Annotated in this window: 11 protein-coding genes; 4 read left to right on the top strand and 7 right to left on the bottom strand. The window is 68.5% G+C overall.

Going from position 1 to position 14,913, the window contains the following annotated elements:
• Window positions 1–66 precede the first annotated feature (66 nt).
• The 4 genes from infC to CHB64_RS04385 form a co-directional block, all read right to left on the bottom strand.
• The gene (infC, locus tag CHB64_RS04400) at window positions 67–591 is read right to left on the bottom strand and encodes a translation initiation factor IF-3 (protein ID WP_089411336.1); all 525 of its coding nucleotides are present in this window, start codon (window positions 589–591) and stop codon (window positions 67–69) included.
• A 150-nt stretch (window positions 592–741) separates the two neighbouring features.
• Window positions 742–1,722, bottom strand: coding sequence for a glycosyltransferase family 9 protein (locus CHB64_RS04395; protein ID WP_089411335.1), 981 nt, complete (start codon window positions 1,720–1,722; stop codon window positions 742–744).
• 12 nt (window positions 1,723–1,734) lie between these two features.
• Window positions 1,735–2,940, bottom strand: a complete 1,206-nt coding sequence (locus CHB64_RS04390; RefSeq protein ID WP_200815214.1) for a glycosyltransferase family 4 protein — start codon at window positions 2,938–2,940, stop codon at window positions 1,735–1,737.
• A gap of 17 nt (window positions 2,941–2,957) precedes the next feature.
• Window positions 2,958–3,362, bottom strand: coding sequence for a VOC family protein (locus tag CHB64_RS04385; protein ID WP_089411334.1), 405 nt, complete (start codon window positions 3,360–3,362; stop codon window positions 2,958–2,960).
• A 107-nt stretch (window positions 3,363–3,469) separates the two neighbouring features.
• Between CHB64_RS04385 and CHB64_RS04380 the strand changes: the two genes are divergently transcribed.
• The 3 genes from CHB64_RS04380 to CHB64_RS04370 all read left to right on the top strand — a co-directional run bounded on the left by CHB64_RS04380 (window position 3,470) and on the right by CHB64_RS04370 (window position 7,097).
• Complete coding sequence (locus tag CHB64_RS04380) at window positions 3,470–4,210, top strand: alpha/beta hydrolase (RefSeq protein ID WP_089411333.1); 741 nt, start codon at window positions 3,470–3,472, stop codon at window positions 4,208–4,210.
• Window positions 4,211–4,371: 161 nt separating this feature from the next.
• Entirely contained in the window at window positions 4,372–4,785 is a 414-nt protein-coding gene (locus CHB64_RS04375) for a BlaI/MecI/CopY family transcriptional regulator (protein ID WP_089411332.1), read from the top strand.
• Window positions 4,782–7,097 (top strand): peptidoglycan DD-metalloendopeptidase family protein, encoded by a 2,316-nt coding sequence (locus tag CHB64_RS04370; protein WP_089411331.1) that lies wholly within the window; start codon window positions 4,782–4,784, stop codon window positions 7,095–7,097. Before CHB64_RS04375 ends, CHB64_RS04370 begins: the two co-directional genes overlap by 4 nt.
• Window positions 7,098–7,132: 35 nt before the next feature.
• Here the strand turns inward: CHB64_RS04370 and CHB64_RS04365 are convergent, their stop codons facing one another.
• The 3 genes from CHB64_RS04365 to CHB64_RS04355 all read right to left on the bottom strand — a co-directional run bounded on the left by CHB64_RS04365 (window position 7,133) and on the right by CHB64_RS04355 (window position 12,787).
• Window positions 7,133–8,605: an alanine/glycine:cation symporter family protein gene (locus tag CHB64_RS04365; RefSeq protein WP_089411330.1), complete on the bottom strand. Its 1,473-nt coding sequence runs from the start codon at window positions 8,603–8,605 to the stop codon at window positions 7,133–7,135.
• 316 nt (window positions 8,606–8,921) lie between these two features.
• Window positions 8,922–11,510, bottom strand: a complete 2,589-nt coding sequence (locus CHB64_RS04360) for a M14 family zinc carboxypeptidase (RefSeq protein WP_089411329.1) — start codon at window positions 11,508–11,510, stop codon at window positions 8,922–8,924.
• A gap of 110 nt (window positions 11,511–11,620) precedes the next feature.
• Window positions 11,621–12,787 carry a cystathionine gamma-synthase gene (locus tag CHB64_RS04355; RefSeq protein ID WP_089411328.1) on the bottom strand — a complete coding sequence of 389 codons (1,167 nt, stop codon included), beginning with the start codon at window positions 12,785–12,787 and terminating at the stop codon, window positions 11,621–11,623.
• Window positions 12,788–12,915: 128 nt separating this feature from the next.
• Here CHB64_RS04355 and mnmC point away from each other — a divergent pair, with 128 nt between their 5' ends.
• Window positions 12,916–14,895 (top strand): bifunctional tRNA (5-methylaminomethyl-2-thiouridine)(34)-methyltransferase MnmD/FAD-dependent 5-carboxymethylaminomethyl-2-thiouridine(34) oxidoreductase MnmC, encoded by a 1,980-nt coding sequence (mnmC, locus tag CHB64_RS04350; protein WP_089411327.1) that lies wholly within the window; start codon window positions 12,916–12,918, stop codon window positions 14,893–14,895.
• Window positions 14,896–14,913 lie beyond the last annotated feature (18 nt).

The following is a 14,913-nucleotide window of genomic DNA, read 5'->3' as shown; positions in this document are numbered from 1 at the left end:
GGAGCGGCCCAGGCCGCTTCGGATCATGGAAGGCGCATCGCCGCGCCGGAGAGCGACGGCCCACGCTCAGCGCGGCGCGAGCACCATCATCATCTGTCGGCCTTCGAGTTTGGGCGTCTGCTCGACCTTCGCGATTTCCTCGAACTCGGCCTGCACGCGCTGCAGAAGCTCGAGCCCGCGCTCCTGATGGGCCATTTCCCGGCCGCGGAAGCGCAAGGTCACCTTCACCTTGTCGCCCTCGCTGAAGAAGCGGCGGATGGCGCGCGTTTTGACCTCATAATCGTGCTGGTCGATATTCGGCCGCATCTTGATCTCTTTGATCTCGACGACCTTCTGCTTCTTCTTGGCTTCGGCCTTCTTCTTCTGCTGCTGGTATTTGAACTTGCCGTAATCGAGGATCTTGCAGACCGGCGGCTGCGAATTGGGCGACACCTCGACGAGATCGAGCCCCGCCTGAATGGCGATCTCAAGGGCTTCGCGGGTAGGCACGACGCCGCGCTTTTCGCCGGTTTCGTCGATCAGCAGCACCTGCGGGACGCGGATTTGGTCGTTGACCCGGGGGCCGTCGTTTTTCGGCGCGGCGGGAGCGATAGGTCTGCGGGCTATATGTCCATCTCCATCAGCAGCTTCGAACCGGAATAGGGCCGGATGACAGCGCGCGCCCTCCGGCGGACGAAGCCGTCCCCGGCGCGACGCGGCTGGCGATTTATAGTCAATTCCCCATCCCGATCAACCGACGCGTCATGAGACCGCCGCAGCGCGGGCGCTGCGTTCGTCGGGTACGAGACCCATGCTCTTCAGGGTGCGCCATACGAAGTCGGGATCGGCGTCGGCGAGGCTGTCGCGGGCGTTGATAAGCACGACGTCGCGGCCTTCGCAGGCCGGCGCCGGCTGGCCCGGCTTGCGGATCAACACGCCGGCGCAGCCCACGCTCATGGCGAGGTGGGCTTCTTCGGCGTGATCGGTGACGAAGAAGCAGGCCTCATGGGCGAGCGCGGCGAGCTGGAGGTGGTCGGTCTTGCCGGACAGGTCCACCACTTCCGGCGCCTCATGGGCGACGGCGTCTCCGAAAGCGTGCAGATCCTTGCCGCCGGCCAGCACCGGCATGACATGGGCGCGCGCCATGATGCGCGCAAGTTTTGCGTAATTGGGCGCCGGCCAGCGCAGCGCCTCGTTCAGCCCCGGCAGCAGCAGCCCGAACGCGCCCGAGACGCCGAACCAGGAGGGCTGCATGTTGGCCGCATCCTTGCGCGCGGCGTGCGCCCAGGCGCAGTCCGGCAGGCGCGCGGCCGGCTGAAACCCGGCGCCGGCGTAAAGCGGGGCCAGGTCGGGCAGCGACGGCGCGCGCGTCCCCTCGCCCCGGCGCGGGCGCGCCGGCGGCTCAGCCGACAGCCATTTCGGGCGGAATGGACCCATCGCGGCGTGGAGACGGCGCGCGTCCTCGTCGGCGGAAAGGTCGTACACCCGCGCGAACTTCGCATTCTTGAGCTGACGGATGAAAGCCTTTCGCGTCTCGGGATCGCGAAAGTCGGGCACGGCCGCCACCTGGTCGAAATAGGGCGCGGCGCGGGCGAGCCTTTGCAGGCCGCCTTTGGTCAGCAGGCTGATCTTCGCCTTGCGGTGGGCGTTGCGGATCGCCTCGAACGCCGGCTCGGCGGCGACGAAGGCGGCCAGCCCGCCGGTCTCGATGACGAGGATATGCTCCGCTCTACGCCCGAACATGCGTCCTCCCTCTTACGCCGGTCCGGCCGGCGCCGCGGCGCGGCGCGCAAGAAGCGCGCGATAGGCCTCGAGCGTCGCCGCGCACATGGCGGCGGTCGAGAATTTCTCCGCGACGCGCGCGCGCGCCGTCGCGCCCATTCTTGCGCGCGCCGGCGCAGGCATGGCGGCGATCTCGCGGATCGCGTCGGCGAGCGCTTCGGGATCGTTCGGCGGGACCAGAACGCCGGTCTCGCCGTCGATCACGGTCTCGCGCGCGCCGCCATGGTCGGCCGCGATCACCGGCCGCGCCATGGCGCCGGCTTCCACGGCCGTGCGTCCGAAGGCTTCCGGACGCAGCGACGGCGCCAGCACGACGTCGGCGAGCGCGTACGCCGCGGGCATGTCGGCGCAGTGGCCGACAAAATGAACCATGGAGCGCACCCCACGCTTTTCGCATTCCGCGCGCAGACGGGCTGCGTAATCGCCTCGCCCCTGCGCGCCCCCCGCGAAAATTAGCTGCAAAACCGGCTGATTTCCAGCATCGCGGCTTGACGGTTCGTTAACCACCATCCGCGCCAGCGCCGCGATCGCCGTCTCATGGCCCTTCCAGGGGGTGAGGCGCGCGGGCAGCAGCAGCGCGAACATGGCCGCGCGCGCCGGCAGCCCCCAGGCGCGGCGCAGCGCCTCGACCCGCTCAGGCGAAACCCCTGCCGGATCGAAATGATCGAGATCGGCCCCGCGCGGAATCACCGCAAGGCGGCCGGGCGGCAGATCGTACTGGGCGCGGATCGCCGCGGCGGTGAAGGCGGAGTTCGCAATCACCAGATCGGCGCGGACCATCGCCGAATTGTAGAACCGCTTGAGCGGGCCGTTCGCCCGATAGGCCCCATGATAGGTCGTGACGAAGGGAATCCCGGCCGCGCGCGCCGCCCACAGGGCGCTCCAGGCCGGGGCGCGCGAGCGCGCATGAACGAGGTCCACGCCCTCGCGCCGGACCAGGTCGAGCAGCCTGGCGCGATTGGCCCAGATGGTCAGCGGGTTCTTGGAATGGACCGGCATGGACACGACGCGCCCGCCGGCGGCCTCGATCTCGCCGGCGAGGCGCCCGCCGCGGCTCGCCGTCAGCGCCCGCCCGCCCGCCTCCACGATCGCGCGGGCGATCTCGAGCGTCGTGCGCTCGGCGCCGCCGGCGTCGAGCGCCGGGATCACCTGCAGGACGGTCGCCGCAAATCCCGCCAACTCTTGTCTCCTTCCCGTCAGGCGCGTCGGTCAGCTTCAGGCGGCGCGTGGCAGACCGCCTCGATATTGTGCCCGTCCGGGTCGAGCACGAAAGCGCCGTAATAATGCTCGTGATAATGCGGGCGCAGACCAGGCGCGCCGTTGTCGCGCCCGCCGGCCTTGAGCGCGGCTTCGTAAAAGGCGTCGACCGCGGCGCGATCCCTGGCCCTGAACGCGACATGCAGCTTCGGCGAAGGCTTGCCCGAACCGTCGATCCAGAATTCCGGCTTGGGCGGCGCGCCGAATCCGCCGACGCTGATTCCGCCCGTGTGCTCTTTCGGGACCTCGAAGAGAAAACGATAGCCGAGCGGGGCGAGGGCCTTCTCATAGAAAGCCTTCGACTTCTGATAGTCAGCGACGCTGAGGCCGACATGGTCGAGCATTCGGTTTCTCCTTCCTGGCGCGCCTTTGCGCGGCGCAAGGTTTTCATCATGCGCCGCGACTGATAGCACAAAGCCTTCGGCAAATCCGGCGGGGAGGCGACGTGAGCATGATCGCCGCACGGCACATGGACGGCCCCAAGGGCAGGCTCGCCTATGAGCGCGTCGAGGGCGCTGGGCCTGGCGTCGTCTGGCTCGGCGGCTTTCGTTCCGACATGACGGGAACCAAGGCGAGCTTTCTCGCCGACTGGGCGCGCCGGCGCGAGCGCACCTATGTGCGCTTCGATTATTCCGGACACGGCGCGTCGGACGGCGCGTTCGAGGACGGCTGCATCTCCGACTGGACGGCGGACGCCCTCGCCGTCCTCGACGGGCTGACTGCGGGGCCGCAGATCCTTGTCGGCTCGTCAATGGGCGGGTGGATCGCGACGCTGCTCGCGCGGGCGCGGCCCGAGCGCCTCGCCGGGCTCGTCTATATCGCCCCGGCGCCGGACTTCACCGAAGAGCTGTTCTGGAACAGCCTCGATGAAGACGACCGCGCGCGGCTCGAACGGGAAGGCAGGCTGGAGCTTCCGTCCGACTACGCGCCCGAGCCGGACGTTGTCACCTGGAAGCTGATCGAGGACGGCCGGCGCAATCGCGTCCTCGGCGCGCCTATCGATCTCGCCGTTCCCGTGCGCATCCTACAGGGCATGAAGGACACGGACGTTCCCTGGCGCCACGCCATGCGCCTCGCCGAGACGATCCGCTCTCCGGATCTCCTCGTCACCTTGACCGGAGACGGCGACCATCGGCTGTCGACGCCGGCCGACCTCGCGCGTCTGGCCGCGTCAGTCGAATCGATCGGATAGGCGCCGGCGCCGTTCGCCGCCGGCGCGCCTCGCTTCGTCGCAAAAAGGGCCGCGGCGTGGTTGCGACATTTGTAGCGCCATGCTACAGACGTCGCATCACAAGAGGCGGTCCCGCCGTCCGCTCAGGAAAACAGTCTGCGACACACGGGGAGAGAGAAACGATGCGCCCCGCAACCCCGCAAGACGGCCACGTCCAGCCGACGCGGCCGGAGCTGGAAATTCTCAAGCTGCTATGGCGGCGCAAGGCGCTCACCGCGCGCGCCGTCGCCGACGAGCTCGCCGAACCGCTCGGCTGGTCCTACTCCACTTTGCGCACGGTGCTCGAGCGGATGGTGGACAAGGGGCTCCTGACGCGCCGGCCGGCCGACGGCGCCAATGTCTACGCCGCCGCGATCGGCAAGGTGGCGCTCCTTGGACGGATGATTCAGGACTTCTCGAGCCGCGTGCTCGAGCTCGACGCGGCGCCGTCCGCCGTTTACTTCGCCCAATCGAAACTGCTCACCGAGGATGAACTCGAAGAGCTCGAAAAAATGCTGCGCGACGGACAAGCCCGCGACGGGGAGACCAGAAAATGACCGGCTTCGAGATGGAACCCGCAATCCTCTGCCTGCTGGCGTCGCTGCTTTGGGCGCCGATCGTTTACGCCGCCGCGACGCGACTCGACGGGGGTCGGCCGCTCACGAACTCGGAAACGCTCTGGCTCGGCGCGCTGCTTCTCGCCGCCGCGCCGACACTGATCGCGCCGGCGCTCGCCGCGGCCGGCGTATCGTTGCGCCCGGCGGCGGCCGCGATTGAAACAGCCGCGGAAGCGACCCTCGGCGCCCTGTCCGCGCCCGCAATGCAGGAAGCCTCCGCCGTTCCCGTCGACGCCGCGCCGGCGCCGGGCGCGGCCGAGAGAGCCCTTGTGCTGGCGACCACCGGCGAGCCCGCGCTCGCCGCCGCGCCCGAAAAGAACGGCCCGCCGGCCGGCGCCGATCTTGACGCCGCGACCGTCTTGCGCGCGGCCTGGTTGATCTACGCCTACGGGCTTTTCCTCTTCTTCGGCCTCTGGGCGGCGCGCGCGCTCGTCTTCGCGGCGTCCCTGCGCCGCGCGCGCCCGCTGGCGGACCCCGGCCTCGCCTTCGCGCTCGAAGACTGGCGCCGGCGGCTCGGCGTCGCCGGGCCGGCGCGCCTGAAACAGACCGAGGCCGTTTCCTCCGTATGCGTCTATGGTCTCTTCAGACCCGCGATCCTCATTCCCGCCGATATCGAAACGCGGATGCGTCGCGAGGACGTCGTGATGATGTGCGCGCACGAACTCGCTCATATCCGGCGCGGCGACGGTTTTCTGTTCGCGGCGCTGCGCGCGGCGCGCCTGTTCTTCTGGTTCAATCCGTTCGTGGCGCGCATCGCGGCGCGCGCCGAGCTCGCCGCCGAGCAGAGCGCGGACGCGCTGGTGCTCGAGCGCGGCGCGGACCGGCGCGCCTATGCAGCCTGCTTCGTAGAGAGCCTGCGCTTCGCCGCCGAACGCGCGCGCAGCGCGCGGGCGCTCGCCCTCGCCTTCACGCCGTTCGACCGTCGCAGCCGCAGGATGCGCCTCGACGCCATTCTGTCAGGCGCCCCGGACTCCGACCGGCCGCGCGGGCGTCTGGCCGCGCTCGGCGCGGGCCTCGCCGCCGGCGCGCTCGCCTTCGCGCAAGCCGCCTTCGCCGTCGCGCCGGACCGCCAGCCCGGCGCGACGGTCAGCCTTGAGCGCCTGCCGGTCAACGGACCGATTACGCTCGACTTCGCCGTCAGCTTCACCGACGGACTCGGCCGCGCGCGCCGCGTTCATCAGGGCGTCGACATCAGGGCGCCGCGCGGCGCGCCCGTGACCGCGCCCGCTGACGGCGTGATCGTCGCCGCGACCGACGTTTATGAAGACAAGCCCGCCTGGGGGAAGGTCGTCGTCATCGATCACGGCAACGGGCTCGTCACGCGCTACGCCCATCTCGACAGCTACGCCGTGCGCAAGGGCGACCGCGTGAAGGCGGGCCAGACGATCGCCCGGGTCGGCGCCACTGGCGACGTCGCCGGTCCGCATCTGCATTTCGAAACGCTCATCGACGGGACGCGCGTCGATCCCCTGAGCCTCGTCGCCGCCGGAGGCCCGGCGCCGGCGCCGGAACCCGAAGCCGCGCCGGCTCCGGCGACCGAACCGGCTCCGGCCCCGCGCGCGCCCGAAGCGCCCAGGAATGCGCCCCCGGCTTGGCCCGAGTTGTCGTCCGATCTCGACGGCGAAGCCGTACGCGCCTTCGTCTTCAGCGACGAAGACGGCGAGGAAAGCCTCAAGATCGAGCGCGGAAAGTTCATATACAAATCGAAGGACGGCGAGAAAACCGTCATCGACCTCGACGGCGAGCTCGCCGAAGAAGAACGCGCCAAACTGGACAAGGCGCTTGAAAAGATGCGCGCGCAAATGCGCAGGGCGCGCGAAGCTCACGCCGAAGCCATGGAGCGCCACAGGCGCGCGATGGAGGAGCGTCGCGAGAACGGCTTGTCGACATTCTCCTTCGATTTCGATGGCGACTGGTTCGCCTTCGACGCAAAGACACTCGATTTCGCCGGCGAATGGGCGGACGAATGGCGCGAAAACATGGAGCGCGCCCGGGAAGAGGTCGAACGCGCCCGCGAGCGGGCGCTTGAGCAGGCTGAACGGGCGCGCGAGCGGGCGCTGGCGATCGCCGAAGCGCATCGGCTGCGGGCGGAAATCGACGAGATCGAGCTTCTCCAGGCGCGCGAAAAAGCGCTCAGGGAAGCCGAAGAGCGCCTCAAGGAGGAGCGCAAGGCGATCGAACGCGAGCGTCGCCGGATCGAACGCGAACGCGCGCGCGGCGATCGAGACGGAAAAGGCGACGGCGCCTCTTGACGGGTCGCCGCAGGTCCGGAAGGACGCGCCGCGTCCTATGTGCCGGCCGGCGCGTCTCCAGTCTTCCCCGCCTTCGGCGCGAAATGCGCCGCTTCATAGCGCCGCACATCGCGCTTGAGTTCGGGCAGCAGCAGGTAAAGCGCGATGATGTTTGGGATGCACATGCCGAACAGCATCGAGTCGATGAAGCTGATGATCGACGACAGATGAATCGCCGCGCCGGTCGACAGCAGCGCACACAAGGTCAGCTTGAACGTCACGTCGACGGCTCGCGTCGCGCCGAACAGATAGGCCGCGGCCTGCGCGCCGTAATAGGCCCAGGCTATAAGCGTCGAGAAGGCGAACAGAATGACAGAGACGAGCAGAACGTAAGGATACCAGGAGAAAGCTGAGCCGAACGCCGCCGAGGTGATCTCGATGCCGACGATCTCGGATCGCGGCACGTAGAGATAAGGCTCATGCGCGCCGGTCATGATGATGACGAGCGCCGTGGTCGCGCAGACGACGACGGTGTCGATGAACGGTTCGAGCAGCGCTACATAACCTTCCGTCAGCGGCTCTTTCGTGCGCACCGCCGCGTGCGCGATGGCGGCAGAGCCGACGCCGGCCTCGCTCGAATAAGTCGCGCGCTGCACGCCGTTGACGAGCGCGCCGACGATCCCGCCGCCAGCGGCTTCGAGCCCGAAAGCGCCCTTGAAGATCGCGGCGACGGCCGCCGGCGCGGCGTCGATATTGAGAAGGATGATGAGCCAGCCCGCGGCCAGATAGAGTGCGCCCATGAAAGGCACCAGCACGCGCGTCACTCGCGCGATGTTCCGTATGCCGCCGAGAATGACGACGGCGACCAGGGCCGAGACGATCACGCCATAGGCGAGCGGCGCCGTGACGCCCGTCACGTTGGAGAGCTGCGCGTAGCTCTGGTTGACCTGAAAGACGCTCACCGAAGCGCCGATGGTCATTATGGCGAAGAAAACCGCGGCGAACTTGCCGAGAGTCTTGAGCCCGCGGCGGGAGAACACGGCTTCGATATAGAACATCGGCCCGCCGATAACGGTTCCGTCAGGCTTCGTGCGGCGGTATTTCACCGCCAGCGCGCATTCGGCGAATTTCGACGTCATGCCGAGAAAGCCCGCGACGATCATCCAGAAGACGGCGCCGGGCCCGCCGAGCGCGATCGCCACCGGAACCGACGCGATGTTGCCGAGCCCCACCGTGCCCGAGAGCGCCGAGCTCAGCGCTTCGAAATGGGAAATCTCCCCGTCGCCTTCGTGCCTTGCGCGACGGCGAACGACGAGCCTCAACGCATGGGCGAAGCCGCGCAGGTTGATGAAGCGGAAATAGAACGTGAAAACCGTCGCGGCGACGATGAGCCAGACGACGACGAGCGGAAGATCCACCTCGCCGATACGGATCGAGTAGAAGATCACGGCGCTCGCCGCATCGCTCACCGGCGCGGCGGCGTCGTTGATTCGCTCTGCAAGCCCGCCCTGCGCGTCGCTTTGCATCATAACGCCTCCTGGCTTGCGTCAAAGGCTCTTACCGCGCCGATCTGAAGACGATTCACCATCACGCCATCGAAGAAAAGCCGTTGACCCCGCGATCGGGTTCGCCATAGGCTTTCAAACGAACGGGCGGCGCGCGACTGGCGGTGGCGCGCCGTCGTCGTTACGGGCTGCGGCTTTCGTACGAAAGCCCCACAAGGTCGCCGGCACTCTCCCCCGCCGGCGGCGAAAGGGCGGCGCCGTTTCGCTGCGGCGCCGCCCGCCGACGCCCTGGTTCTCAGGTCATCCAAGCGAACGCGGCGCTGGAAATTGCGCGCCGGGATCAATGCGCGGCCGCGCCCGCCGCTCCTGCGGCTTCCACGATCGGCGCGAAGAACACCGCGTTCATGAACAGCTTGTCCGCGCCGAGAAAAGTCGCGCGGAAGGACGTATCGTCCGTGAACAGAACGATAGCTCCAGCGCCCAGGCGATCGGCAGCGAGCATTGGCGTTCCCGCGATCTCGCCGACACGACGCTCGGACGCATAGCCTGACAGGAGCGGCGCTTGCGTATAGCGCGCGACCGTCGCGTAAGGATTTTTCGGAGTCGCCAGCACATGAGCGCCGGTCTTCATGGTCGCGATGGCGCGGTCGGCGTAGCCGAAGCCAAGCGGGTGCGTGATGTCGAGATCGCTTTCGAACAGCGCCCCGCCGATGACATGCTCGGCGTCTTTCACCGTTTTTTCGGCGTAATCGAGGCGCTCTTCGCCCGCCGGGATTTCCTCGGCCGGTTTTTCGCGCGCCGCATCCGCCAGAAAGGCGCCTTGCGCCCAGACCGCGGCGTCGGCCGTCGCGATCAGCACGCCGCCGGCGCGAACCCATGTTTTCACGGTCTCCGCGTCCTTGTCGTCCAGACGCGCGCCGCGTCCGCCCGGCAGAATGATATGGGTGTAATCGGAAAGTTTCAGCCCGCCGAGGTCGTTCTTGCGCCGCATGACGACCGGAATCTTCATGCGCCAGTCGAGCAGGTGCCAGATCTGGCCGGCGCTGTAGCGCGAGACCCCGTCGTCGAACAGGAGCAGGATTTTCGGTTTTTTGAGCGAGCGTACGCTGCGGCTCGCGCCGAGATCGCCGACGCCCGGCGCGGCGTTTCCGCTGTCCAGCGGAAAAATGTCGACCCCGTCCTCGCGCGCCACGCGCGCGGCGATCTGCGCGATGCGCTCGCGCGAAACCGTCTGCCCCGCGAAGGGAACGAAGATCGCCCCGCGGCGGAATTCGCGCGGCGCGCCGTCGATCGCGAGCGTCTTCGGCGCGGCCAGCACGCGCGCGATCACGTCCTCGCTCAGAAAGCGATGAAGCGCGCGCGGCGCGTAATAGTCCTCCCAGTCGAAGATATATCCGTAGCGCGCCTCGCCGGGGGCGGGCTTGGCGTAGCCGGCGCCGCGGGCGCGCTCGCCGAGCAGGGAAGCGTTGTAGCGCATGCCGTCGAGCGGGGCGTAATCGAGATCGTAGGCGAGCGGCATCGTCCACCCCGAGACGTCGTAAAAGACGTTCTCTTCGAACTCGGTCACGCGATCGAACAGCGCGCGGATGAAGCGGTGCTGCGGCTGATCGAGCGGCACGACGACGCTCGCTCCAGCGCGGAAGTCGCGCCCGCCCGCCGCGACGTCGCGGGCGAGCCGGTAGGCGGCGACGTCGTGGCGCGCGAGCAGCTTCAGAAAATGATCGAGGCGCGCCTCGTCGCCGGCGGTCGTGAAGACATAGGCCTTGACCGGATGGGCGCGCGCTTCGCGCGGCGCGCCGGCGAAGAACGCGCGCTGATAGGCGCGCAGCGCCGCGCGATGCCGTCGCGCGCCTTCAATCGTCGAAAGCGACATGTTAAAGTGGATGCGGATGTTCTGCGCATAGGTGCGCAGGCCGTTATCGGTATCGATGCGCCCGCCGCGCGCGGCCGCCGCTTCGAACAGGATTCCCACGGCCCCATTGACCTGCGGATAAGTCGAACCTTTGCCGACATAGAAATTGTCGAAGCCCTCCTCGGAGGCGTAAAGCTCGCCCGCCGCGTCGAGCCGGCCGCGGTACTCCTCTGCGAAGGCTGAGGCGAGTTCGCGCGCTCTCTCCGGGATGAGCGGGTTCACCCGGCGCGGTTCGCCCGGATGGAAATAATAGGTGCTGTTCGAGCCCATTTCATGGAAGTCGCCGACGACGTTCGGCTTCCATTCATGCCACTTGCCGATCCATGACTGGCTCTCTGGCTGCGTCTGGAGCATCCAGTCGCGGTTGAGGTCGAACCAGTAATGATTCGTGCGCGCCTCGATCCACAGATTGTGTTGGGCGTGCGCAGGATCCGTGACCGGCGTCTCGCTCAGAAAGGTGTAGACGTGATTGACCCGGCGCGAGTGGCCGTCCGGATTGAAGATCGCGACCATCAGCACGACCGTATCGCGCAACGTCTCTTCGATCGCCTCGCCCTGCGCGGCGGCGAGGTGATAGAGCGTCGGGATGGCGGCGTCCATGCCGGAGGATTCCGCGCCGTGCACGCCGTAATGCAGCCAGACGACGGCGGGACCGTCCGTATCCGGCGCATCTGGGGCGAGCCGGGCGATGTGCGCGGCGCGAATGTCATCGAGCCGCTCATGATTTTCCGGCGCGGTGATCGTGAGGAACAGGATCGGCCGGCCTTCGTGCGAAAAGCCGACTGTCTCGGCCGCGATGCGCGGCGACTGGCGAGCGAGCGCGCGCATATAGGCGACCATCATGTCGTGCCGCACCGGCTTGTCGCCGAGGCCATGGCCGAAAAATTCGTCAGGCGTCGGAATCGCCGGATCGTAGTACGCGCCTGGCGCGCGATAATAATCGATCGGCTCGGCCAGCGCCGGAAAGTGGAACAGGATGAGCGCGACGGCGACGATAGCGGCGGCGACAGGGCGCATGCGGCGTTTCTCCTCCGGGACGATGGGACGGCATGATGCGGGGTTCGGGGGCGATCCTAACGGCGCGCCGCGCGATGTCACGTCCGAAAAACCGCCAGTCGCCGCGCCGATCACAACCCTTTGAGCGCCTGATCGAGATCGGCGCGCAGGTCCTCGACGTCCTCGACGCCCACCGACAGGCGCACCAGCGAATCGTCGACGCCCAGTTCAGCCCGGCGCGCGGCCGGCACCGAAGCGTGAGTCATCAGCCCCGGATGCTCGATCAGGCTTTCGACGCCGCCCAGCGACTCGGCGAGCGTGAAGAGCGAGACCCGTTCGAGCATGGTCCGCGCGGCCTCGAGCCCGCCCTTGAGCCAGATCGTCACCATGCCGCCGAAGGCGTCCATCTGGCGGCGCGCGACGGCATGGCCGGGATGGCTTTCAAGGCCCGGATAGGCGACGCGCGCGACAGCGGGATGGGCCTCCAGCCACGCAGCGAGGCTGAGCGCGTTCGCGCAATGGCGTTCGAGCCGCAACGCGAGGGTCTTCAGCCCGCGCAGCGCCAGAAACGAATCGAACGGCCCCTGAATCGCGCCGACCGAGTTCTGGAGAAAGGCGAGGCGTTCCGCGAGCGAATTATCTTTCGCCACAAGCGCGCCGCCCACCACGTCGGAATGGCCGGCGATATATTTCGTCGCCGAATGCATCACGATATCGGCGCCGAGATCGAGCGGCCGCTGACAATAGGGCGAGGCGAAAGTGTTATCGCAACCGACGAGAAGTCCGTGCTTCTTGGCGATTCTCGAAACCGCCTCGATGTCGACGATCTTCAGCATCGGATTGGTGGGCGTCTCGATCCAGACCAGTTTCGTTTCGGGGCGAACGGCCGCGTCGAGCGCTTCCGGCTTCGACAGATCGACATAGGACACCGAAAGCGCGGCGGAGTCCTTGCGCACCCGTTCGAACAACCGGTAGGTGCCGCCGTAAACGTCGTCCATGGCGACCACATGCGCGCCCGCCGGGAACAGCTCCAGCATGGTCGAGATCGCCGCCATGCCGGAGGCGAAGGCGAAGCCGCGGGCTCCGTTCTCGAGATCGGCGAGGCAGCGCTCGTAGGCGAAGCGCGTCGGGTTTGCGCCGCGGGCGTAGACGAACCCCTTGTGCACGCCGGGGCTTTCCTGGGCGTAGGTCGAGGTCTGGTAGATCGGCTGCATGACCGCGCCGGTGAGCGGATCGGGCTCCTGGCCGGCGTGGATCGCGCGGGTCGCGAAGGCGGGGCGGTTTTTCTGTTCGGTCATGAGCGGGTTCGCGGGCTGTCCGGGCAAGGAAAGGCTCGCGCTGTGCTATCGCACTTTCCGGCCTTTCCCAAGGGGCGGCCGGCGAAAGCCCCATAGGCCGCCGCGCGAAACCGCGCTAAAGCCTCGCCATGACCGGCGGAAAGGACGAAATGGCGCCGCGCATCCTGCCGGCCGAAGTCGACTGGGAAGACGGCGCGCCGCGGGCGCGCGCCTTTGGCGACGTCTATTTCTCCGGACACGGACCGGCCGAAGCCGCGCATGTTTTCATGAACGGGAACGACCTTCCCCGGCGCTTCGCGAAAGGGGGGCGTTTCGCCATCGGCGAGCTCGGCTTCGGATCGGGACTCAACGTTCTGATGAGCTGGGCGCTGTGGCGCGAGACGGATAAGCCCGCCGGCGCGCGGCTGCGGGTTTTCTCCGTCGAAGCCTGGCCTCTGTCGGCGCAGGACATGGCGCGCGCGCACGCGGCCTGGCCTGCGCTCGCCGAGCTGTCGGCGCGCCTGCGCGCGCTTCTGCCGCCGCCGGTCGCGGGCTTTCACCGTCTCGATCTCGACGGGGACGTCGCGCTGACCCTGGCATACGGCGAGGCCGGCGCGATGCTCGCGCGCGCCGAGGGCGAAATCGACGCCTGGTTTTTCGACGGCTTCGCCCCGTCGAAAAATCCCGAGATGTGGCGCGCGGCGCTGTTTCGCGAGGCCGCGCGCCTGTCGAAGCCGGGCGCGACATTCGCCACCTTCACCGTCGCCGGCGCCGTGCGGCGCCGTCTCGCCGAAGCGGGCTTCGCTCACGAAAAACGCCCTGGTTTCGGGCGCAAGAAAGAAATGCTGGCGGGTCGGCTCGACGCGCCGACCGTCGCGCGTTCGAAGCGCGCGCCATGGTTTCAGTCCGTAAACGGCGCCAGGCTCGATCCGGGCGCGCGCGTCGCCGTCATCGGCGGCGGAATCGCCGGGGCGAGCATGGCGCGCGCCGCGCAGCGGGCGGGACTGGTCCCCGTGATCTTCGAGGCCGAGGCGCTGGCCGCCGGCGCCTCGGGCAATCCTGCAGGACTTGTCATGCCGCGGCTCGACCTCGACGCCGGCCCGGCGGCGCGATTTTTCCTCGCCGCCTATCTTTATGCAATTCGTGTGCTGAATGACTTGGCGGACGCCTCAGACGCAGGCATGGGCGAAGAAGAAAGGCCGATATATCTTCCCTGCGGCGTGCTGCTCGGCGCGAAGGACGCAGCGGATAAGGACCGCCTTGAACGCATCGCGCAAAGCGGGCTTCTGCCGCCGGACTGGCTGAAGCGTGAAGCGGACGGCCTGTTCCTGCCGCAGGCGGGCGTGATCGATCCCCGCCGTCTCGTCGAAGCGCTGGCGGGCGCGGCGCCGGTCGTGCGCGCCCGCGCGCGCCGGCTCGTCCGCGACGGGGCGGCGATCGCGGTCGAGACCGACGGCGGCCTGCATGAAGGTTTCGCCGCGGCCGTGCTGGCGAACGGGGCCGACGCGTTGCGCTTCGTCGAGGCGCGCGGGCTGCCCTTGACGCGCGTCGCCGGCCAGATTGACTGGTTCCCGGACGTCGCGCCCCCGTCGGGCGCGCGCGCCTGCGGCGCCTACGCCGCGCCCGCCCCGCAGGGCGGGCTGGTCATCGGCGCGACCTATGAACGGCTGGGCGTGGGCGCGGCGCCCTCCTCTTCGCGCCGCGCGAGCGAAGCGAACATCGCCGCCCTCGCCGCTGTCGCGCCGGCGATCGCCCGCCGGCTCGATCCGGCGGCCGCGCGCCCGCGCGCCTCCGTCCGCTGCCAGACGCCGGACCGGCTGCCGGTCGCCGGTCCGGCGCCCGATCTGGGCTTTTACGGCGCAGCCTATGACGATCTGCGCGCCGGCGCGCGCAGGGCCTTCCCGCCCGGCGAGGCCCTTCCCCGCGTCTACATTCTCGCCGGGCTCGGCTCGCGCGGGCTCGTGACCGCCCCCCTCGCCGCGGCGATGATCGCCGCCGAGATGACCGGCGAGCCCGCGCCCGTCGATCATGAAATCGCCGAGGCGCTGCATCCGGCGCGTTTTTTCATCCGCGCGCTCAGGCGCGCCCGCCGCATGAGAAAGGCTAGCGCGATCCGGGCCGCCCCATGACTTGGCGAAGAATTCGCG

The sequence above is a fragment of the Amphiplicatus metriothermophilus genome (assembly GCF_900199215.1).
Lineage (GTDB): Bacteria > Pseudomonadota > Alphaproteobacteria > Caulobacterales > Parvularculaceae > Amphiplicatus > Amphiplicatus metriothermophilus.
Note: the sequence above shows the minus strand (reverse complement) of the source record. Positions and strands in the feature narration are given on the sequence as shown.